This is a genomic window from Bradyrhizobium sp. USDA 3262 (assembly GCF_054060035.1).
This window is the reverse complement of the sequence record NZ_JBSSCT010000001.1, coordinates 5,922,624-5,941,980: the sequence shown is the minus strand read 5'-3', so window position 1 is coordinate 5,941,980 and position 19,357 is coordinate 5,922,624. Positions and strand designations below refer to the sequence as shown.

At 66.6% G+C, this 19,357-nt stretch carries 17 protein-coding genes; 5 read left to right on the top strand and 12 right to left on the bottom strand.

The annotated features are described in order from the left end of the window. Positions 1-10 precede the first annotated feature (10 nt). From ACVWYP_RS27845 to ACVWYP_RS27835, 3 genes are all read right to left on the bottom strand, one after another. Positions 11-1,555, bottom strand: coding sequence for an undecaprenyl-phosphate glucose phosphotransferase (locus ACVWYP_RS27845; protein ID WP_304495600.1), 1,545 nt, complete (start codon positions 1,553-1,555; stop codon positions 11-13). A 115-nt stretch (positions 1,556-1,670) separates the two neighbouring features. Next, entirely contained in the window at positions 1,671-2,810 is a 1,140-nt protein-coding gene (locus tag ACVWYP_RS27840; protein ID WP_304495599.1) for a glycosyltransferase family 4 protein, read from the bottom strand. 3 nt (positions 2,811-2,813) lie between these two features. Beyond that, entirely contained in the window at positions 2,814-3,425 is a 612-nt protein-coding gene (locus tag ACVWYP_RS27835; protein WP_304495598.1) for a polysaccharide biosynthesis/export family protein, read from the bottom strand. Positions 3,426-3,600: 175 nt separating this feature from the next. Between ACVWYP_RS27835 and ACVWYP_RS27830 the strand changes: the two genes are divergently transcribed. Further along, the gene (locus tag ACVWYP_RS27830) at positions 3,601-5,952 is read left to right on the top strand and encodes a GumC family protein (protein ID WP_304495597.1); all 2,352 of its coding nucleotides are present in this window, start codon (positions 3,601-3,603) and stop codon (positions 5,950-5,952) included. A gap of 9 nt (positions 5,953-5,961) precedes the next feature. Here ACVWYP_RS27830 and ACVWYP_RS27825 read toward each other — a convergent pair whose 3' ends face one another. Next, entirely contained in the window at positions 5,962-6,942 is a 981-nt protein-coding gene (locus ACVWYP_RS27825; RefSeq protein ID WP_304495596.1) for a tripartite tricarboxylate transporter substrate-binding protein, read from the bottom strand. A 139-nt stretch (positions 6,943-7,081) separates the two neighbouring features. On the opposite strand from ACVWYP_RS27825, the gene ACVWYP_RS27820 reads away from it, so the two are divergent. Continuing rightward, positions 7,082-8,041, top strand: coding sequence for a LysR family transcriptional regulator (locus tag ACVWYP_RS27820; RefSeq protein WP_304495595.1), 960 nt, complete (start codon positions 7,082-7,084; stop codon positions 8,039-8,041). Between the two features lie 45 nt (positions 8,042-8,086). Here the strand turns inward: ACVWYP_RS27820 and ACVWYP_RS27815 are convergent, their stop codons facing one another. Further along, a complete protein-coding gene (locus ACVWYP_RS27815; RefSeq protein WP_212059053.1) occupies positions 8,087-9,424 on the bottom strand; it encodes an MFS transporter in 1,338 nt (445 codons plus the stop codon). Between the two features lie 323 nt (positions 9,425-9,747). On the opposite strand from ACVWYP_RS27815, the gene ACVWYP_RS27810 reads away from it, so the two are divergent. Continuing rightward, entirely contained in the window at positions 9,748-10,686 is a 939-nt protein-coding gene (locus ACVWYP_RS27810; RefSeq protein WP_304495594.1) for a LysR family transcriptional regulator, read from the top strand. A gap of 4 nt (positions 10,687-10,690) precedes the next feature. Here the strand turns inward: ACVWYP_RS27810 and ACVWYP_RS27805 are convergent, their stop codons facing one another. After that, complete coding sequence (locus ACVWYP_RS27805; protein ID WP_304495593.1) at positions 10,691-11,884, bottom strand: GNAT family N-acetyltransferase; 1,194 nt, start codon at positions 11,882-11,884, stop codon at positions 10,691-10,693. A gap of 173 nt (positions 11,885-12,057) precedes the next feature. On the opposite strand from ACVWYP_RS27805, the gene ACVWYP_RS27800 reads away from it, so the two are divergent. After that, entirely contained in the window at positions 12,058-13,086 is a 1,029-nt protein-coding gene (locus ACVWYP_RS27800; protein WP_304495592.1) for a polysaccharide deacetylase family protein, read from the top strand. Here ACVWYP_RS27800 and ACVWYP_RS27795 read toward each other — a convergent pair. Further along, entirely contained in the window at positions 13,083-13,292 is a 210-nt protein-coding gene (locus tag ACVWYP_RS27795; RefSeq protein ID WP_074128835.1) for a DUF2842 domain-containing protein, read from the bottom strand. The genes ACVWYP_RS27800 and ACVWYP_RS27795 overlap by 4 nt on opposite strands. 83 nt (positions 13,293-13,375) lie before the next feature. Between ACVWYP_RS27795 and ACVWYP_RS27790 the strand changes: the two genes are divergently transcribed. Then, complete coding sequence (locus tag ACVWYP_RS27790) at positions 13,376-14,461, top strand: COX15/CtaA family protein (RefSeq protein WP_304495591.1); 1,086 nt, start codon at positions 13,376-13,378, stop codon at positions 14,459-14,461. A 38-nt stretch (positions 14,462-14,499) separates the two neighbouring features. On the opposite strand, the gene nadC is transcribed toward ACVWYP_RS27790, so the two are convergent. The 5 genes from nadC to ACVWYP_RS27765 are packed head-to-tail and all read right to left on the bottom strand — an operon-like array spanning position 14,500 to position 19,311. Beyond that, positions 14,500-15,351: a carboxylating nicotinate-nucleotide diphosphorylase gene (gene nadC, locus ACVWYP_RS27785; protein WP_304495590.1), complete on the bottom strand. Its 852-nt coding sequence runs from the start codon at positions 15,349-15,351 to the stop codon at positions 14,500-14,502. Then, a complete protein-coding gene (locus ACVWYP_RS27780; protein WP_304495589.1) occupies positions 15,348-16,898 on the bottom strand; it encodes an L-aspartate oxidase in 1,551 nt (516 codons plus the stop codon). Before ACVWYP_RS27780 ends, nadC begins: the two co-directional genes overlap by 4 nt. Next, positions 16,895-17,881, bottom strand: a complete 987-nt coding sequence (nadA, locus tag ACVWYP_RS27775) for a quinolinate synthase NadA (protein WP_304495588.1) — start codon at positions 17,879-17,881, stop codon at positions 16,895-16,897. The genes ACVWYP_RS27780 and nadA overlap by 4 nt, the downstream gene beginning before the upstream one ends. Positions 17,882-17,935: 54 nt before the next feature. Then, the gene (locus tag ACVWYP_RS27770; protein WP_304495587.1) at positions 17,936-18,892 is read right to left on the bottom strand and encodes an NUDIX hydrolase; all 957 of its coding nucleotides are present in this window, start codon (positions 18,890-18,892) and stop codon (positions 17,936-17,938) included. Positions 18,893-18,906: 14 nt separating this feature from the next. Then, entirely contained in the window at positions 18,907-19,311 is a 405-nt protein-coding gene (locus ACVWYP_RS27765) for a hypothetical protein (RefSeq protein WP_304495586.1), read from the bottom strand. Positions 19,312-19,357 lie beyond the last annotated feature (46 nt).

Below are 19,357 nucleotides of genomic sequence, written 5' to 3'. Positions count from 1 at the left end.
AGGTTGGTTCTCAGTACGCGTTCTCGCTCTTGGTCAGCAGCGAGAATGGGGTCTTGAGCAGGATGTAGAGGTCGAACAGCACCGACCAGTTTTCGATGTAGTAGAGGTCGTATTCGACGCGCTTCTGGATCTTCTCGTCGGTGTCGACCTCGCCGCGCCAGCCGTTGATCTGCGCCCAGCCGGTGATGCCGGGCTTGACGCGGTGGCGGGCGAAGTAGCCGTCGACCGCCTCGTCGAACAGGCGGTTCTCCAGTTTGCTCTGCACGGCGTGTGGACGCGGGCCGACCAGCGAGAGATTGCCTTTCAGCACGACGTTGAACAGTTGCGGCAATTCGTCGAGCGAGGTCTTGCGGATAAAGCGGCCGACGCGGGTGACGCGCGGATCGTTCTTGGTCACCACCTTGGAGGCGGTGGGATCGGCCTGGTGATGGTAGAGCGAGCGGAATTTGTAGACGTCGATCCGCTCATTGTTGAAGCCGAAGCGCTTCTGGCGGAACAGCACCGGGCCGGGGCTGTCGAGTTTCACCGCGAGCGCCACCAGTCCCAAGACCGGCAGCGCGGCAAGCAGGGCCATGCCGCCGACCACGCGGTCGAACAGCCATTTCAGCACCAGATCCCAGTCGGTGATCGGGGCCTCGAACATATCGAGCGTCGGCACCTTGCCGATATAGGAATAGGAACGGGGGTGGAAGCGCAGCTTGTTGGTATGGGCCGACAGGCGGATGTCGACCGGCAGCACCCAGAGCTTCTTCAGCATTTCCAGGATGCGGGTCTCCGCCGAGATCGGCAGCGCGAACAGCACGAGGTCGACGCGGGTGCGGCGGGCGAATTCGACGATGTCATCGATCTTGCCGAGTTTCGGTGAGCCGGCGCAGGTATTGGTGGCGCGATCGTCATTGCGGTCGTCGAACACGCCGAGCAAATGGATGTCGGAATCATCCTCGGCGTTCAGCGCCTCGATCAGCTGCTCGCCGTTGTGGTCGGCTCCGACGATGATGGTGCGGCGGTCGAGCCGGCCGTCAAGCGCCCAGGCGCGCACCATCGATCGCAGCAGCAGCCGTTCGGCGATCAGGACCGCAAGGCCGACGCAGAAGAACGACGACAACCAGACCCGCGAGACTTCGCCGCCGAGCTTGACCAGGAAGGAGATGCCGATGAACAGCAGGAACACGAAGGCCCATGACGAGATCATGCGCGTCATCTGGCGAAGCTGGCCGCGGAAGATCTGCACCTGGTAGATATCGGCGGCCTGGAAGCAGACCACGGCGGCAGCCGCCATGCCGAGGATCGATGCGATGTATCCCCAGTGAATGCCCCCTCCGGCGAGCGGCCTGACATAGGCGAGATAGAGCCCGACGCCGACCAGGCTGAGCAGCACGAAGTCGGCGAGGCGAACCACGCCGGCGATCACGACCGGCGAGTAGGCACCGCGAACCTTCTGGTTGGTGACGGCGAGCGCAGCCGGCGAGAGGCGCCGGCGCCGTTCGATCTGCGGCTGAGCGGCCGTCGCAGACGCAGCGGCATCCAGCATCGAGCGTGCGTTAAACGGTTCCACGAGTCCACGTCCATTCCTGCGCACGCAGATGGGCATCCGCGCGCAGCACGAAAATTCCCCCGGACGTGACTTAAGGGGACAAATCGGAAGAAACGGTTACGTGTGCAAGAAGTGGTTAACGTTTGGCAAATGCGTCGCGATAGCCGGCCAGCACACCTTCGACCATCGCGTCCTGCGAGAAATGTTCCGAAATCCGCTCACGCAGTCGCTCGGCGCGCGCCGCGGTCGCGGCGGGATTGTCCAGCGCGGTTTTGATCGCGTCGGCCATCGCCCCGGCATTGCTCGGCGCGAACAGGGCGTCGGTGTGGGTATCGAAGATCTCGGGGATGCCGCCGACATCGGCGGCGATCATCGGAACGCCGGCGGCTGCGGCCTCGATCACCACATAGGGCATCGAATCGCCGCGCGAGGGCACCACCAGCAGTCTGCCCTTGGAGAAACCGTAGCGCGCCTTGACGTGACCGACGAAGCGGACGGCTTCACCGAGCGACAGCCGCTTCACCTGCTCCTTGAGGCGCTCGAATTCCTCGCCGTCACCGCCGAGCGTCAGCGTCACCGGCTTGCCCTCGGCGCGCAGCTTCGCCACCGCGTCGATCAGGAGATCGGCGCCCTTGATGCGCCGGAACTCGCCGACATAGGCCACATCGGTGGCATCATCGGCGCGGGGGACCGGTTCGAATTCCTCCGCGGTGACGCCATTGAACACGCAGCGCACGAGGCCCGCCGGCTTGCCGACGGTGCGCTGATAGGTGTCGCGGGCAAACGCGCTCTCGAACAGGAACAGGTCGGTGCTGTTCATCAGGGTGCGCTCGAGCTGGCTGTAGAAGCGGCCCTTCCAGGTGTCGAGCGGGTAGTGCAGCGAGCCGCCATGCGGCGTGTAGACCCGGATCACCTTGCTCGAGCGCCGCCGCAGCCGGACATAGGCGCCGGCCTTGGCGCCATGGCCGTGCACGACATCGGGTTTCAGTTTGCGGATCAGGCCGGCGATGTGGGCCCAGACCATGAAGTCGGCGAAGCGCGGCTCGCGGCGTATCGCCACCCGGCGGACGCCGAGCTTGAGCCGCGGCTCGATCTCGGCAAGCGCCGCGTCGGCCCGCGCGCCGCCGGTCAGGCTGTCGGCGACGATGCCGACATGATGGCCGCGCTCGATCTGGCCGTTGGCGACATCGAGGATATGACGAATGATGCCGCCGACCGGGGCACGGACGACATGCAGGATGCGGAGCGGCGGTTGCTGATTTTGATCCTGCGCCATCGGTCAGAACCAGCGCTCGCCGACGAACACGGTGTCGCCGGGGCCGATCGGCGTGCCCAGGGGAGCGACGAAGCGGCCCGCGCCGGATGCATCGGTGTGGGTGAGGGTGACCTCGTCGCGCCTGGCGCGCGGCGAGAAGCCGCCGGCGATCGCGACCGCGCTTTCGACCGTCATGTTGGGCACATAGGGATATTGGCCGGGGGCCTGGACTTCGCCGAGGATGAAGAACGGCCGGTAGGCCTCGATCTCGACCGCCACCGACGGCTCGCGGATAAAGCCGTTGCGCAGCCGTGCGGTGATCTCGGCGGCAAGCCCGGCAGACGTTCGGCCGCGCGCCGGCACCGAGCCGATCAGCGGCATGGTGATCGCGCCGGCGGCGTCGATCGCATAGGAGTTGGTGAGCCCTTCCTGGCCATAGACCACGACCCGGAGCTTGTCGCCGGGGCCGAGATTGTAGCCGCCGTGCGACGGCGCGGGCTCGGCAAAGGCCACGGGCGCGGCATACGCCATCGAATCGAGGCCGGGGTCGCCGGCGACCGGCGACGTCCGGCCCATGCAGCCCGACAGCGCGAGCGCAGCGACCAGGCAAATAAGGGGAGCGCGCAGATCGCGCATGTGAGGAATCCCGCGACAATATCGGCCTCGATTAACGGCACTCGTGGTTAACAAAGAATGACGGGAAGGGTGGTGGCCGCGATGTCCGTCAACCCCACCGATTAACCCAGCGGCAACCTTAATGGACTGTAATCGCCCCATTGCGATGGAGTCGCGGCGGCCGCGGGAGTTCGTTATGCGTTTTGCATTTTGGCGTAGAGGCAAGGATAAGGCCGTCGTGCAACGGGCGTTGCCGAAGTCTGCGCCCGTCGCCGACGAAGCTGTCGTGAAGCCGGCTGCGCCCAAGCTTGCTTCTGACAAGCCTGCGCCTGACAAGCCGGCGCGTCCGGCGGAGGCGGCCGATCTCGACCTGCACGTGCTCGGCCGCGCGCTGGCACGCAAGCGCGGCTGGATCATCGTGCCGACCGTGCTCGTATTTGCGCTGTCGCTTGCCGCGGTCAATGTCGTGACGCCGCGCTACAAGTCGGAAGCGCGAATCCTGATCGACAATCGCGAGAACGCCTTCCTGCGTCCGAACGGCGAGCGCGACCTGGAGCGCACCTCGCTCGATGCCGAAGCGGTGACGAGCCAGGTGCAGCTGTTGCTGTCGCGCGATCTCGCACGCGACATCATCAAGAAGAACAAGCTGGCCGAGCGTCCGGAGTTCGATCCGGTGCTGCGGGGCTTTTCGCCGTTGAAGTCGCTGCTGGCGCTGTTCGGCATCGGCCGTGACCCGTTCAGCCTGACGCCGGAAGAGCGGGTACTTGATTCCTATTACGAGCGCTTCCAGGCTTTTGCGGTCGACAAGTCGCGCGTCATGGTGATCGAGTTCCAGTCCGAGGATCCCGAGCTCGCGGCGCGCGTCGCCAACTCGATCGCGGACGGCTATCTCGTGCTGCAGCAGGCCGCGCGGCAGGACCAGGCCAAGTCCGCCAGCACATGGCTGCTCGGCGAGATCGACAAGCTGCGCACCAAGGTCGCAGATGCGGATTCGCGCGTCGAGGAATTCCGCTCGAAGTCGAGCCTGTTCGTCGGCACCAACAACATCCCGCTGTCGAACCAGCAGATGGGTGAGCTGAACACGCAGCTCAACAATGCCCGCGCGCTGAAGGCGGATGCCGAGACCAAGGCGCGGCTGATCCGGGAGATGCTCCAGGGCGGCAAGCCGATCGAGGCGTCGGAGGTGCTCAATTCCGAGCTGATCCGTCGGCTCGCCGAACAGCGCGGCACGCTGCGCGCGCAGCTTGCCGAGCAGTCCTCGACGCTGCTCGACAACCATCCGCGCATCAAGGAATTGAAGGCGCAGATCGCCGATCTCGACCGGCAATTGCGCGAGGAAGCCGGCAAAGTGTCGCGCTCGCTGGACAATGACGCCCGCGTTGCCGATGGCCGTGTCATGGCGTTGCAGGCGAGCCTCGACCAGTCGAAGAAGCAGGCGTCGTCGAGCAATAGCCAGGACGTGCAACTGCGCGGGCTGGAGCGTGAAGCCAAGGCGCAGCGCGACCTGCTGGAGGCCTATCTCGCCAAATATCGCGAGGCGACGGCGCGCGAGAACATCGAGGCCGCGCCGACCGACGGCCGTATCATCTCGCGCGCGTCGGTTTCGAATACGCCGGCCTATCCGAAGAAGCTGCCGATCGTGCTGATCGCGACGTTGGCGACGCTGCTGCTGTCGTCCGGCATCATCATCACCGGCGAGCTGCTGCGTATCTCCGCGCCCGGTGCGGTTGGCCGCGCCTTCGCGCCGGCGGCCGCCGTGATCAGGCGCCGCGAGCCGGTCATGGATGCCGCAACGGCCGACCAGCCCGCGCCGGCCCTGCCGCCTGAACCCGCGCTCGCATCGCCGGTCGCGCCGAGGCCGGCGGTGGAGCCCGAACTGCCGCTGGAGCCTGCGGCTGCCTATGAACCTGCGCCCAGCGAGCCGCAGCCTGCGTCCGCCCAGACCGCCGACGAGATCGATGAGCTCGCCGAGCGCCTCGTCGCCGCCGGTCCCGCCGCCCACAAGGTCACGGTGCTCGGCCCGGCCGCGGCTGAGAGCGTTACGCTGACCGCTCTGACGCTGGCGCGTCTGATGGCGCGCCAGGCCAAGGTCGTCGTCATCGATCTCGTCGCGTCCTCGCTGGTACTGACGTCGGCGACCGTCGATCCCGCCGCGCCCGGACTTGCCGAATTGATGCAGGGCGAGGCGACCTTCGCGCAGATCATCACCAAGGATCGGCAGTCGCGTGTTCAGATCGTCAGCGCCGGGCGTCCGGGCTTCGATCGCTCGCATCTGCAGTCGCCGCGGCTCGCACTTGCGATCGACGCGCTGCTCAGGGTCTACGATCACGTGCTGCTCGACGCCGGTTCGGCCGTCGACCTGCCGGCCGAACTGCTGACCGCGAAGGCGCAGGCGGTCGTCGTGCCGGACGCCGCCATGGCGCAGGATGCCCGCCACTCGATGGTCGAGCAACTCAGGGCGGTCGGCTTCGCCGAAGTGACGATGCTGAGCAAACCCTGCGCGGCGTCGGAAGCGGTCGCGAGGGGCCCGCGGGTGGTGGCCGCCTGACGGCCACCGTCAGCCCGTCGGGGTAAATCCGGTCGCCCGCACGATCCCTTTCCAGCGATCGGATTCGGTGACGAGCAGTCGGGCAAAATCATTCATCGCGATGGCGTCGACGTCGACCGACAGTTTGGCCATACCGGACTTGACCTCGTCGGTGCGCAGTGACGCCTGGATTGCGCTGTTGAGTTGCGCGACGACGGCCGCGGGCGTCTTCGCCGGCAGGAAGATGCCGAACCAGGTCACGTCCTGGAGCGCGGGGTAACCGGCTTCCGCCGCCGTCGGCACATCGGGGAGAGATTTGAGACGGCCGCGACCGGTCGTCGCCAGAGCGCGAAGCTGTCCGGACTGGACCTGGCCCAGCAGGCTGTCGATCGGCATCACCGCCGACGCGATCTCGCCCTTCAGCAGATCCTGGACCGCCCCTCTGCCTTGATAGGGCACGTGGAGATAGTCGAAGCCCGCGGTCCGGCCGAGCATCGCGCCGATGAAATGCAGCGTGGTGCCGACGCCCGGTGTGCCATAAGTCGCCTGCGTCGGGTTGGCGCGGCACCAGGCGACGAAATCGGCGAGGCTCCTGACGTCGTTCGGGACTTTCGGGCCGACCGCCAGCAGCGTCGCGAATGAGCCGACGGTCGATACCGGCGTGAAGTCCTGCGGTACATATGCGAGCGATTTGTAGGTGTGCGGAAACAGCGCGATGAACCCAAGCGGCGCGAGCAGCATGACCGATCCATCGGCCTCGGCGTTCTTCACGGCCTCGATCGCAATCCGGCCGCTCGCGCCGGGCCGGGTCTCGACGACGATGGTGTCCGCATAGTCCTTCATCTGCCCGGCAACGAGCCTTGCGACGGCGTCCGGCAATCCGGGTGTGTAGCCGGTCAGGATATGGGCGGTCTTCAGGCGGGGCTGCGCGGCGACTGGCCGGACCAGGCCCGCGGCGGCGAGCGCGGCACCGGCCGCTGACGCGGTCAGGACGTCGCGACGGGTCAACATGCATGCCTCCATGGTCGTCGAGCCGCGCCGTCCGGGGCGCGACGATCTGCGTCATCGCACGCGGAGGATGCGTGAGGCGGGGATAAACGTCCAATGCTAGTGTCTGAGGCGTCCATAACCGTTTTGGTAAGGATCGCTGATGCAGGACATCGAGCGTGCCCGACGCCGGATCAAGCTGCGCGACCTGCACATCCTGCTCGTCATCGCGCAGCGCGGCAGCATGGCGAAGGCTGCCGCGGAGCTCGCGGTGTCGCAGCCGGCCATCTCGCGGGCGGTCAGCGACATGGAGCACGCGCTCGGACTTCGGCTGTTCGATCGTTGCCGTAACGGCATCGAACTGACGGCCTATGGCCATGCTCTGGTGCGACGCGGGGTCTCGATCTTCGACGAGCTTACCCAGGGCTTGCAGGAACTCGAGTTTCTGGCTGATCCGAGCATCGGAGAGTTGCGCATCGGCAGTACGGAGAGCATCGCAGCGGGCATGCTTCCGGTGGCGATCGACCGCTTCACGCAGCAGCATCCCGGCATCCGCATCAATGTCGCGCAGACCGTTCTCAGCGATCTGCGTTACCGCGAACTGCGCGAGCGCAACATCGATCTGCTGCTTGGATGGACGCCGACGCCGTTTGACGAGACGGACCTGGCGGTCGAGCCCTTGCTCGATGATCGGCGCGTCGTGGTCGCGGGAAGGCGAAGCAAATGGGCGCGCGCATCCAGGCTTGAATTGGCCGACCTCGCAGACGAGCGCTGGGTGTTGCCTCCGCCGGACACCTTTCCGGGCTCCGCGGTGGCGGAGATGTTTTGCGAAACCGGAATGCGGATGCCAAGCGCACCGATCACGACGCTGTCGCTTCATTTGTGCTGCCGGCTCGCCGCGGCCGGCCGCTTCATCACCGTGCTGCCGGGCTCGGTCGCGCGGTTTGCCGGCGGCGATCTCGGCCTGAAGGTGCTTCCGGTTCAGCTTCCGCGCGCGGCCGCCGTCTCGGCCGCGATCGTCACGTTGAAAGGCCGCACCTTGGGCCCGACCGCCGAGACATTCATCGCCTGCATCCGCGAGGTCGCCAAGGCGGCCGCAAGCAAGGCGGCCGCTGGCAAGTGACGGGCATTACGAGCGCCGTTCCCTTCCGGTGCGGGCGCCCGATGCCTAGTGCGCCATCATCGGCTCGCGCGCGGTTCGCTCGAGCACCGGATCGATCCGCAGCCTGATCGTGACGAGCGCGCCGATCAGTCCCATCACGGCGAGCAGCAGCAGCCCCGCCGTGAAGCTGCCGGTCAGGTCCTTCAGGTAGCCGACGGCGAACGGGCCGGCGAAGCCTGACAGGTTGCCCAGCGAGTTGATCGCGGCAATGCCTGCCGCCGCCGAGGCGCCGGTCAGGATGCCGGCCGGCATCGGCCAGAACATCGGCGGCACCGCCGACACGCCGATCTGCGCAAGGCAGAGCAGGGCGACGATCAGCACCGGATTCGACATCAGCCCGGCAAGGCCGATGCCGACGGCGGCGAGCGTCAGTGCGCCGGCGACATGGTATCGCCGCTCGCCGGTCTTGTCGGAATGGCGGCCGAGCAGCACCATGCCGACCGCGCCGAACACGAAGGGCAGGGCCGCGATCAAGCCGGTCTGGGTGTCGGTGACGCCAAACGCCTTGATGATGGTGGGCAGGAAGAATGCGACGCCGTAGCTTGCCGCGTTGAGGCAGAAATACACGAAGGCGCAGGCAAGGACCCGCGAGTCGGTGAGCGACTGCAGAACGGAAATATGCTCCACGGCCTCGGTTTGCTGCCGCTCGCGCTCAAGCGTGGTCTGGATCCACTTGACCTCGTCGGGCTGCAGCCAGCTCGCCTGGCGCGGAAAGTCGGGAAGGAAGGTCAGGACAGCGAAGCCGACCAGGACCGACGGCAATGCCTCGCAGACGAACAGCCACTGCCATCCGGTCAGGCCGGCGCCCGACAGGTTGAGCAGCAATCCCGAGATCGGCGCCCCGATGATGCTCGAGATCGGGATCGCCAGCATGAACAGGCTGATGACGCGCGCGCGGTACACCGACGGGAACCAGAGCGTCAGATAGAAGATGATGCCGGGGAAGAAGCCGGCTTCGCAGGCGCCGAGCAGAAGCCGCAGGAAGTAGAAGATCCACTCGCTCGACAGGCCGCTCGCCGCGGACATCTGCGGGATGAAGGCAAATGCGGCCGAGACGATGCCCCAGCTGATCATGATGCGGGCGATCCAGCGCCGAGCACCGAACCGCTCCAGAAGGATGTTGGAGGGCACCTCGAAGAAGAAGTAGCCAATGAAGAACAGACCGGCGCCGAGCCCGTAGGCGGCCTCGCTGAGGCCGAGCGCCGCGTTCATGTGCAGCTTGGCGAAGCCGACATTGACGCGATCGAGATAGGCCACGAAGTAACACAGGATGAGGAACGGAATCAGCCGCCGCATCATCTTTCCGATCGCGCGCTTCTCGACATCGTCGCTCATCGTTCCCATCCCTTCCTGTTTTTCGAATCGGCAGGCGATCACCGCGCTGTTCGGGGCGGCACCTGGCGCACCCGCAGCGGTTCGTTGCGTTGCTCTTGCAAGTCCTGTTCATTGTTGTGTAATCGACTGCCGCGTGACTAATGGCATTTGGGAATGGAGCCACGGCGAAACTGTCATGATGCACCGCGGTATAAACGCGGGAACCCTGGAGCGTTTTCCAGCGAAGTGGCTGCTCGTTCGCGCCAAGAATACGCCTCAAAGCAGAATCTGGAGCCCTGTTCCGGTCTAATCGGAACGGAACAGGCTCTTGCCGGGCAGGATGGTGGCGGGCCGTGATCAATAATCTGAAACTGCGCCAGCTGCGCCTGCTGGTCGCTCTCGACAATGAGCGCAAGTTGCAGCTCGCTGCCGAGCGGTTGAACATCACCCAATCCGCGGCATCGAAGATGCTCGCCGAAATCGAGGCGCTGGCGCGGGTTCCCTTGTTCGAGCGCACGGCGCGCGGCGTCGAACCGACGGCCTATGGGTCGATCCTGATCCGTGGCGGCAAGAGCGTGCTGGCCGATCTCGACCAGGTCACCGACGAGTTCGCGGGCTATAAGTCCGGTGAGCTCGGCACCGTCTCGGTTGGAACAGTCGCCAAGCCCAGCATCGACCTCGTCGTCGACGTCATCCAGTATCTCGGCGAGAAGCTGCATCGGGTGAATATCTCGCTCGATGTCAGCACCAGCCCGCCATTGATCACGCGACTGCTGGCGCTCGAGTTCGATTTCGTCGTCGCCAGGATTCCCGCCGGCATCGATCCCCGGCAATTCGACTATTATGAGATCGGCGCGGAGGAGGCGGTGCTGCTCGTCCGTGCGGAGCATCCGTTGGCCGGCCGCGGGACGGTCGAGCTGGAGGACATGGTCGACCAGCAATGGATCTGCCAGCCGCGCGAATCCTTCATGCGCCAGGCGCTTGAGAGGCTGTTCATGAGCCGCGGCGTGACGCCGCCGCGCCGGGTCATCAACACCGAGTCGTTTTTCGCCTCGGTCGGAATTGCCGCGGGCATCGACGCGATCGTGCCGGTCCCCATGCTGGTGTTCGATCTGGTCGATCCGCAGCGGTTCAAGGTGCTGCGCCTGCGCGACAGGCTGTTGTTGGAGAATTACGGCCTGATCAAGCTGCGCAAGCGTGCGCTGTCACCCGCCGCGGCACTGCTGTTCGACGCGATGAAACGGCTCGGCGTACCGGGCGGCGGCGCAGAGCAGGGCGACGCGGCGAGCTGAATGCTCAGCGGAACATGCTGCGCAGGTTTTGCGCAATCTCGAACAGCGCCGGATTTTGCTTCACGGCGCGCTTGGCGCGATTGATGGCCGACAGCGCGCTGGCCGCCGGCTTGCCGCGCAGGCTGAGCGGAACGAAGCTGTCGACGACGGCTTCATCGTCCTTGCAGAACAGCCGCTTGTACTCGTCCGAGCCGATGCCGAGATCGAGAGCGCGGTAGTTCAGGCCGGCGTGGCGATCGATGATATCGCGCATCAGGATCAGGCCGGGGCTGAACTTGGAATTGGCCGACATCGTGTAGGTGTTGAACATCATCGAGAAGCGATGGCCGTCGGACACGCCGGCGAAGATCGCGATCACTTCCTCGTCGCACTCCAGCGCGTGGATGTCGATCGCATAGCCGTTGCCGTCGGCGCGCGGCGCGAGGCAGGCGGCACGAACAAATTGCTCGATACCCGGCTCGGCGAACACGTTCGGCAGCTTCTGCTCGGCCATGCGCTGCGGCTTGACGCGGAAGAACCAGTCGAGCAGGCGGCAGACATCGACGCTCTCGCTCGCGACGTAATAGCGGTAGCCGGGCAGCGCCTGCAGCTTGCGCTCCTTGCCCTTGAGGCGGCGGCGGAACGAGTTGCTGACCAGCGTCGCCGGTGCCGCGCCGGGCTCGATCGCCAGCACCGGGCAATCGTTGACCGAAGGCTGATGCAGCAGCAGCGCCAGCGGATTCGGGAGGTCCTGCCAGCGCAGCGGCTGCTGGCAGAGCACGAGCGCATCGGCGCGGGAGCGTTCGGCGATCGATCCGATCAGAGCCGCGATGTCGGCTTCCGTCGCGTTGGCGGCGAAATCCTTCGCGCACAGCGCCATGTTGAAGGTCGTATGCTTGCCGCCCATGAAGCTCGCGCAGTTCGCGCCGAGGCGGGACTCGATTGCGAGCGGCAGCAGCAGCAGCGGCCGGCGTTCGCTGTCATGAGCGACGACGATGAAGGGCCGCAGGCCCTCGCGCTCGCCGACCTGGCGCTGCCAACCGGCGAGGAAGTCGAACCGCTGATAGGGCGTGTAGCTGTGCTGCGATGTCTCGAAGCCGCGCCAGGTGGCCTCGGCCGCGGTGAGGTCATGAAAGATGTCGACGCCGGCGACGCGGATTGCGTTCGGCCACGCTCTCGCCTCAGCCGTCTGGCCTTCGATTGCCGCCGCCATGGTCATCTCGGAACTCGAAATTTTTAGGTATTAATTTACAGTTCTCGGCTGGGGCCGACCTTCGCAGGGAAATGTCAACAAAGAGTAAGAACAATGCCGCGGCGGCGTGCGGGAACCGCCAGGCAGGGACGGGTAGAGGGACCTTGGCGCCGGACAGCGGGATTTTACGACGGGCCCGAATGGAGCTCGCGTATTTCAGTGGCGCGTTCAGGCTGCGGGAACGCGAGACCGGCGGCGCCGGCGTGATCCTGCGGTTCGCCCGCGTTCGTCCCGCGCGACGCGGCCGGTTTCAGCCGCTGAAGTCCGAGGAGATCACGCCGGCTTTCCTCGATCGCACGATCCGCGCGCTGAAGCGCTGGCGGTATGACATCGTCGGGATCGACGAGGCTTGCCGCCGCGCGGTGACTTTGCCGGAGCGCCGACGCTTTGCCTGCCTGACCTTTGACGGCGCCAGCAAGGACATCGTCACGCATGCCTGGCCGGTGCTCGCCAGGCACGGCGTCCCCTTCACCCTGTATTTGCCGACGGCTTTCCCGGACGGCGTGGGCGTCGCGTGGTGGCTGGCGCTCGAGGACATCATCGCCCGCGAGAGCCGCATCAGCATGATGGTCGACGGCAGGGAGCAGCACTTTGCGATCTCGACGCCGTCGGACAAATACGAGCTGTTCGATTTCCTGTCCGGCTGGCTGCGCAAGCTGCCGCCGTCGGACCTGTCCTACGCGCTCAATGATCTCGCCAGGCGCTATTCGGCCGACGCGGCCCAATTGTCACGCAATGCGTCACTCGACTGGCAGGATCTGGCGCAGCTTGCCGCCGATCCGAACGTGACGTTCGGCAGCGCCACGGTGAACTATTCCGCTCTGTCGAGCCTCAGGGATGCCGACGCGCAGCGCGAGATGGCGATGGGCAAGGCGGTGGCCGAGAGCGCGCTGCGGCGGCCGGTCGGGCATTTCGCATTCCCCTTCGGGGACCGCGAAGCGTTCGGTCGTCCGCATGTCGTGATGGCCGAGGAGGCCGGCTTTGCCAGCGCGGTGTCGACCATCTCCGGGGTCGTCGAGGCGCAGGGCCGCACTAATCTGCACGCGCTGCCGCGGATCGCATGGGACGGCCGCGTGCGCTCATTGCGGATGATGCGGGTGCTGCTGTCGGGCGTGATGTTCGCGCCGGTGCGGCCGACGCGCAGCGCGCGCGACCAGAACGTTACTTAGACGCGATCGGGCCGCGACATCCAGGCGACGATCGGCATTGCCGGCAGCACCCAGCCGAGGCCCGCGACGACGTAGAAGATCGCCTGCAACAATCCGGAATTGGCGAGCCACGGCGTCTGCGCGACCGTCATGCCGAGCAGCGACCACACCACCACCAAGATGAGCAGGAAAATGGTTCCGAGCAGTTTGCGGGTGCGTATGGCCATGGCTGATATGGGTAACTCGTGATCTTGCGCTGCGGGCGCGGCGGACTATAAGGGGCCCGAAAATCCAATCAAGTCAGGGCGAAATGGCCGGTAATTCCGCAAAGACATCGCAGCTCCGCGCCGTCAGGGTATGGCTGGTCGCGGTCGCCGCCCTGATCGCGCTGATGGTCTTGGTCGGCGGCGCCACGCGGCTGACCGAGTCCGGCCTGTCGATCGTCGAATGGAAGCCGGTGACCGGCACGCTGCCGCCGCTGACCGAGGCGCAGTGGACCCAGGCCTTCGAGGGCTACAAGAGGATCCCGCAATATCGCGAGCTCAACGCCGGGATGACGCTCGCGGACTTCAAGACGATCTTCTGGTGGGAGTGGAGCCACCGGCTGCTTGGCCGCGTGATCGGCGCGGCCTATCTGCTGCCGTTCCTGTATTTCCTGTGGCGCGGCGCGGTGAGCGGCGAGCTCGGCCGGCGGCTGTGGGTAATTTTCGGCCTCGGCGCGCTGCAGGGCGGCGTCGGCTGGTGGATGGTCGCGTCCGGCCTCTCGGAACGCGTCGAGGTGTCGCAGTATCGGCTGGCGACGCATCTGGTGCTGGCGCTCCTCATCTTCGCGGCGATCGTCTGGACGCTGCGGCGCCTGACGGACCGTCCTTCCGTGATCGCGCCGCTCAGGCTGAAGATCACGAGCGCGGTGCTGCTCGTGCTGACCTTCGTGCAGCTCTATTTCGGCGCGCTGGTCGCGGGGCTGCGCGCGGGCAGGGTTTATAATACCTGGCCCGACATCGACGGCGGCTTCATCCCGTCGGCTGACCGTCTCTGGTTCGAGACGCCGTGGTGGCGCAATCTGTTCGACAACACGCTGACGGTGCAGTTCGAACATCGCATGACCGCCTATCTGCTGTTCGCGCTGGCGATCGCGCATGCGATCGATGCCATGCGCGCGCGCGCCGGCGGCGCGGTGATCTCGGGCGCCTGGTGGCTGGTCGCGGCGATCACGCTGCAGGCGACGCTCGGCATCCTGACGCTGCTGCATCAGGTGCCGATCGATCTGGCGCTGACGCACCAGGCCGTTGCCATCGTCGTGCTGACGCTCGCGGTGCTGCAGGCCGAGCGCTTCGCGGCGCGCCGGACCGAACGGGACCAGCCGACCCTCGTTCCGGTCGGCCAGCCCGGTTGATCCATCAACCCGGTTGATTCATCAACCTCTTTGATCGATCAGGACAAATAGTCGAGCCCGATATCGAGCGCGGCCGAGCTGTGGGTGACCCAGCCGACCGAGATCAAATCGACGCCGGTGGCGGCAATCGCTGCCGCGGTCGCCGCCGTGATGCGGCCCGAGGCTTCGGTGATCGCCTTGCCGCGCGCCATCGCCACCGCCTGGGTGAGCTGCTCGGTCGTCATATTGTCGAGCAGGACAGCGTCGACGCCCAGCGCCAGCGCCTCCTCGAGCTGCGACAGCGTGTCGACCTCGACCTCGATCTTGACCAGATGGCCGGCATTGGCCTTGGCGCGTTCGATCGCGGTGCGGATGCCGCCGGCGAGCGCGATGTGGTTGTCCTTGATCAGCATGGCGTCGTCGAGCCCGAAGCGGTGATTGCGGCCGCCGCCGGCGCGCACCGCGTATTTCTCCAGCGCCCGTAGTCCCGGCGTGGTCTTGCGGATGCAAACAATCTGCGCGCGGGTGCCGGCGACGGCCTTGACGAGCGTGGCGGTTGCGGTCGCGACGCCGCTGAGATGGCAGAGGAAGTTGAGCGCGGTGCGCTCCGCGGTGAGCAGGCTGCGCGCCGGGCCGTCGATGATCGCAATCACCTGGTCGGGCTCGACCGCGCTGCCGTCGGGCCGCTCGGCGTGCAGCTCGATGGCCGGCGACACCGTCTGGAAGACTGACCGCGCAACATCGAGCCCGGCGACTACGCCGGGCTGCCGCGCCCGCATCACCAGCCGGGCCTGCTGGCCGGCCGGCACGATCGCGTCCGCCGTGATGTCGCCGGCGCGGCCGAGGTCCTCGCGCAAGGCGGTCTGCACGATCGGTTCGTATAGAAGCGGCAACAGGGGATTGAGGGTCATGAGCGGGCACTCCTGGCTGGTAGCTCGGATTCAACGATGTCGTGCGCGGCGGCGAGCGCTTCCGCACGGGTGAGGGAAGAGGGCGCCGCAGACAGGGCGGTGTGCGGGAAATCGGTTCGGAAATGACCGCCGCGGCTCTCCTCACGCCTGATCGCGGCAACCGCGATCATCAATCCGACCAGCGCTGCGTCGGATGCTCCACTCTGGCCGCGCGCGAGCGGATAGAGGCTGCGGATCGCGCGTGCGATGCCGTCGCGGTCGCGCAGCACGCCGAGCCCCTGGGTGAGGATCGGTCGCACGGCGGCGGGATCGGAAGCCGGCGGCATGGCGTCGTCGCGCAGCATTGCCCGCGGGCCTGCGCTGACGCTTTCGATGCTTTCGGCGACCCAGCGCGCGCAGACGATCGCTTCCATCAGCGAGTTGCTGGCGAGCCGGTTGGCGCCGTGCAACCCGGTGCGCGCGGCCTCGCCGCAGGCCCACAGGCCCTGCACCGTGCTGCGGCCAAAACCGTCAACCGCGATGCCGCCCATGTGGTAGTGAACCGCCGGCCGGATCGGGATCGGATCATGGGCGGGATCGATGCCGGCCATCTTGCAGAACGCGCTGATCACGGGATAGCGCTGCGCAAACTCCGCGCCCGGATGTTGGCGCGCGTCGAGGAAGGTGCGATGCCCCGCGGCGCGGTGGCGCCACACGGCGCGCGCGACGATGTCGCGTGGCGCCAGCTCGGCGCCGGGCTGATCGGCCATGAAGCGCCGGCCGGTCTCGTCGATCAGGACCGCGCCGTCACCGCGGATCGCCTCGGTCAGCAGCGGCATCGGCCGCGACGGCCCGTCGAACGCGGTCGGATGAAACTGGACGAACTCGACGTCCGACAGCTTTGCGCCGGCATGTGCCGCGAGCGCGAGCCCCTGGCCGAAACATCCGCCGGGATTGGTGCTGTCGGCGAACAGCCCGCCGATGCCGCCGGTCGCGATCACGACGCGGTTGGTCGCGATCGTCAACGCGCCACTTGGGCTGGCTGCAAGCACGCCCCTGACCGCATTGTCCTCGACGATCAGCCGGCGCGCCTCGACGCCTTCCAGCAGCGTGATCGACGGCGTCTGTCGGACCGCCGCGATCAGCGCGCGCATGATCTCGCGGCCGGTGCCGTCGCCGGTGGCGTGCACGATGCGGTTGCGGCGGTGTGCGGCCTCGAGCCCGAGGCGCCAGCTGCCGTCGGCGTGCCGGTCGAAGGCGACGCCGAGCCTCGCCAGCTGTTCGACGGCGGCGGGCGCGGCGTGGACGATCCGGCTCGCGGCGGCCGCGTCGCAAAGGCCGGCGCCGGCCGCGAGCGTATCGGCGAGATGCAGGGCAGGGCTGTCATCGGCGCCGACCGGCGCGGCAAGGCCGCCCTGTGCCCACATGCTGGAAGCCTCCGCGCCGAGCGGCGATTTCGACAGCAGGACGACCGGCTCGGGCGCGAGCTGAAGCGCGGTCATCAGCCCGGCGGCGCCGCCGCCGATGATCACCGGGCGGCCGTTGAGATCGGAGATATCAGTGCTCATATCGCCAGCATCCTTTCGACGCTCTTGCGCGCGCGATCGGCGATCGCAGGGTCGATCGTGACCTCGTGCTGGTTGGTCTCCAGCGCGTGGCGGATGTTCTTCAGCGTGATCCGCTTCATATGCGGACAGAGATTGCAGGGGCGGACGAAGTCGACATCGGGGTTTCGTGCCGCGATGTTGTCGCTCATCGAGCATTCCGTCAGCAGCACGACGCGCGGCGGACGTTTGGTCTCGACGAACGACTGCATCGCAGCCGTCGACCCTGCAAAGTCCGCTTCGGCGACCACCTCGGGCGGGCATTCCGGATGCGCCAGGATGGTGACATCGGGATGATCCTCGCGCAGCTGTCGCACGTCATCGGCGGTGAACAGCTCGTGCACCTCGCAATGACCCTTCCAGGCGATGATCTTCTTGCTGGTTTGCTTGGCGATGTTCTGCGCCAGATACTCATCAGGGAGCATGATGACGCGCTCGGCGCCGAGCGATTCAACCACCTTCAGCGCATTGCCTGACGTGCAGCAGATGTCGGACTCGGCCTTCACCGCGGTCGAGGTGTTGACGTAGGCGACGACCGGTGCGTCCGGGTAGCGCGCCCGCATCAGCCGCACGTCCTGCGCCGTGATGGAATCCGCCAGCGAGCAGCCGGCCTTGAGGTCGGGGATCAGCACGGTCTTGGCCGGATTGAGCAGCTTCGCCGTCTCGGCCATGAAATGCACGCCGGCGAGCACGATGACATCGGCGTCGACCTTGGTTGCTTCGCGTGCGAGCAACAGGCTGTCGCCGACGATATCGGCGACGCCATGGAAGATCTCCGGCGTCTGGTAATTGTGCGCCAGCACCACCGCATTGCGGCGGCGTTTCAGCGCGAGGATCGCATCGACGTCCTCGGCGAACGTGGCCCATTCGAACGGCGGGATGACGCGCTTGACGCGCTCATAGAGCGGCGCGGTGCGGGTAAGCAGATCGGTATCGAGTGCAACCATTTATACTCTCCGTGAGCATAAGATGGCTTATACTTATCCTGAGCATAAGGCGTGTCAAGTGCGCGAAAGCGGAAGCTTGGTGCCGGCGACGGCCCGCTCGGCCAGCACGGCATGGCGGAAGCGGAATAGCTTGGCCGGCCGGCCGACGGTATCGGCGGCCATTGCGCCAGTCTCTTCAACGAGTTCCTGCTGCTCGATCAGCCGGCGGAAGTTCTGCTTGTGGACCAGCCGGCCTGCGAGTGCCTCAACACTGCGTTGCAGTTGCAGCAGGGTGAACTCGGCCGGCATCAGCTCGAATACCACCGGACGGTATTTGATCTTGGCGCGCAGCCGCGCGATCCCGGTCGCGACAATGCGGCGGTGATCCGCCGTCATGGGCTTGCCCGGCACGACCGGCGCCTCGCGGCCATGCCCGCGCCCGGCTTCCGGGATCAGAGCGGCCTCGTAGAGCAGCTCATAGCGCTGCAGCACCAGCTCCTCGTTCCAGTCGCGATCATCGAGGCCAAAGGTGATGGCGCAGCGCTGCCAGCGCTCGCGTTGCAGCGTTGGTGACGGCGCGGCCTTCGCCCACGTTTTGAGCTTCGGCGCGATCGTCTTGGCCAGGAAGGCCGGCGCGCCGGCGCGATGATCCTCCCAGGGGAAGTAGTCGTACCAGCCGGACCAGTGCGCCTCGAAGCCTTCGCCGACACGATCCTCGCGGGTCAGGCCGAGATAGCTGATCGAGACGCTGTGCGGCACCTTGGTGTCGCCGGAGCGGCCGCGGTCGGCAAAGGTGTAGAGCTGCTCGACATAGCCGAGCGGGTGGCCGGTCTGCGCTTCGACCCAGGCCCGCAGCGCGGTCTGCAGCGAGCGATGGGTGAACTCGAACGGGCCGCTCGGCAGCGCGGAGCCGCCGGCGATGGTCATGATCTTCGGCGTGCCCTCGGTGACGGCGACCAGCACCGCGACGAGATCGGCGGTCACCGCGTTCCCCGAGGCCGTTGCGCTGGATTTCTTCGGCGATCTGGCCACGCGATCGGTCCGCGCTAGCAGTAGCCGTAGACGCCGCAGGCGTAGGGCAGGCGGTCCCAATAGGTCACATAGGCGCCGCCGTAGTACGGGCCGAAATAGTTGTAGGAGTGCCAGTTGCCGTAATAGCCGGGCAGTGACGACGACCCCGGCAGGAGCGGTTCGCCCGGCACGAACGGGATATATGGCTCGGAATTGAGCGGGATCACCACGGGCTCGACGACCACGAGCTGGCGTCCGCGTCGGACATAGGTCGGCGGTGTGATGGTGGTGCGGTAGGCGTAATGCTGCCGCGGCAGGCCCGCCGGCAGCTGGCGCGCGGCCTTGACGGTCGCGCTCTTGGCGACGGCCGGGCCGTCGGCGGCGTCAGCAGGCGGGGTCGCAAACAATGCGATCGCGAGCGGCAATGTCCAGCGCAGCATCAATGGTCTCCCGAATCATCCGGAGCCTATCACTGCCACTTTAAGC

Excerpts from the sequence above, each read along its gene's own strand:
- ACVWYP_RS27790 (WP_304495591.1), top strand. The coding sequence starts at position 13,376 with ATGGCCGGTAATTCCGCAAAGACATCGCAGCTCCGCGCCGTCAGGGTA.
- nadC (WP_304495590.1), bottom strand. The coding sequence starts at position 15,351 with ATGACCCTCAATCCCCTGTTGCCGCTTCTATACGAACCGATCGTGCAG.
- ACVWYP_RS27765 (WP_304495586.1), bottom strand. The coding sequence starts at position 19,311 with ATGCTGCGCTGGACATTGCCGCTCGCGATCGCATTGTTTGCGACCCCG.
- ACVWYP_RS27835 (WP_304495598.1), bottom strand. The coding sequence starts at position 3,425 with ATGCGCGATCTGCGCGCTCCCCTTATTTGCCTGGTCGCTGCGCTCGCG.
- ACVWYP_RS27805 (WP_304495593.1), bottom strand. The coding sequence starts at position 11,884 with ATGACCATGGCGGCGGCAATCGAAGGCCAGACGGCTGAGGCGAGAGCG.
- ACVWYP_RS27800 (WP_304495592.1), top strand. The coding sequence starts at position 12,058 with ATGGAGCTCGCGTATTTCAGTGGCGCGTTCAGGCTGCGGGAACGCGAG.
- nadA (WP_304495588.1), bottom strand. The coding sequence starts at position 17,881 with ATGGTTGCACTCGATACCGATCTGCTTACCCGCACCGCGCCGCTCTAT.
- ACVWYP_RS27840 (WP_304495599.1), bottom strand. The coding sequence starts at position 2,810 with ATGGCGCAGGATCAAAATCAGCAACCGCCGCTCCGCATCCTGCATGTC.
- ACVWYP_RS27780 (WP_304495589.1), bottom strand. The coding sequence starts at position 16,898 with ATGAGCACTGATATCTCCGATCTCAACGGCCGCCCGGTGATCATCGGC.
- ACVWYP_RS27815 (WP_212059053.1), bottom strand. The coding sequence starts at position 9,424 with ATGGGAACGATGAGCGACGATGTCGAGAAGCGCGCGATCGGAAAGATG.
- ACVWYP_RS27820 (WP_304495595.1), top strand. The coding sequence starts at position 7,082 with ATGCAGGACATCGAGCGTGCCCGACGCCGGATCAAGCTGCGCGACCTG.
- ACVWYP_RS27795 (WP_074128835.1), bottom strand. The coding sequence starts at position 13,292 with ATGGCCATACGCACCCGCAAACTGCTCGGAACCATTTTCCTGCTCATC.
- ACVWYP_RS27825 (WP_304495596.1), bottom strand. The coding sequence starts at position 6,942 with ATGTTGACCCGTCGCGACGTCCTGACCGCGTCAGCGGCCGGTGCCGCG.
- ACVWYP_RS27830 (WP_304495597.1), top strand. The coding sequence starts at position 3,601 with ATGCGTTTTGCATTTTGGCGTAGAGGCAAGGATAAGGCCGTCGTGCAA.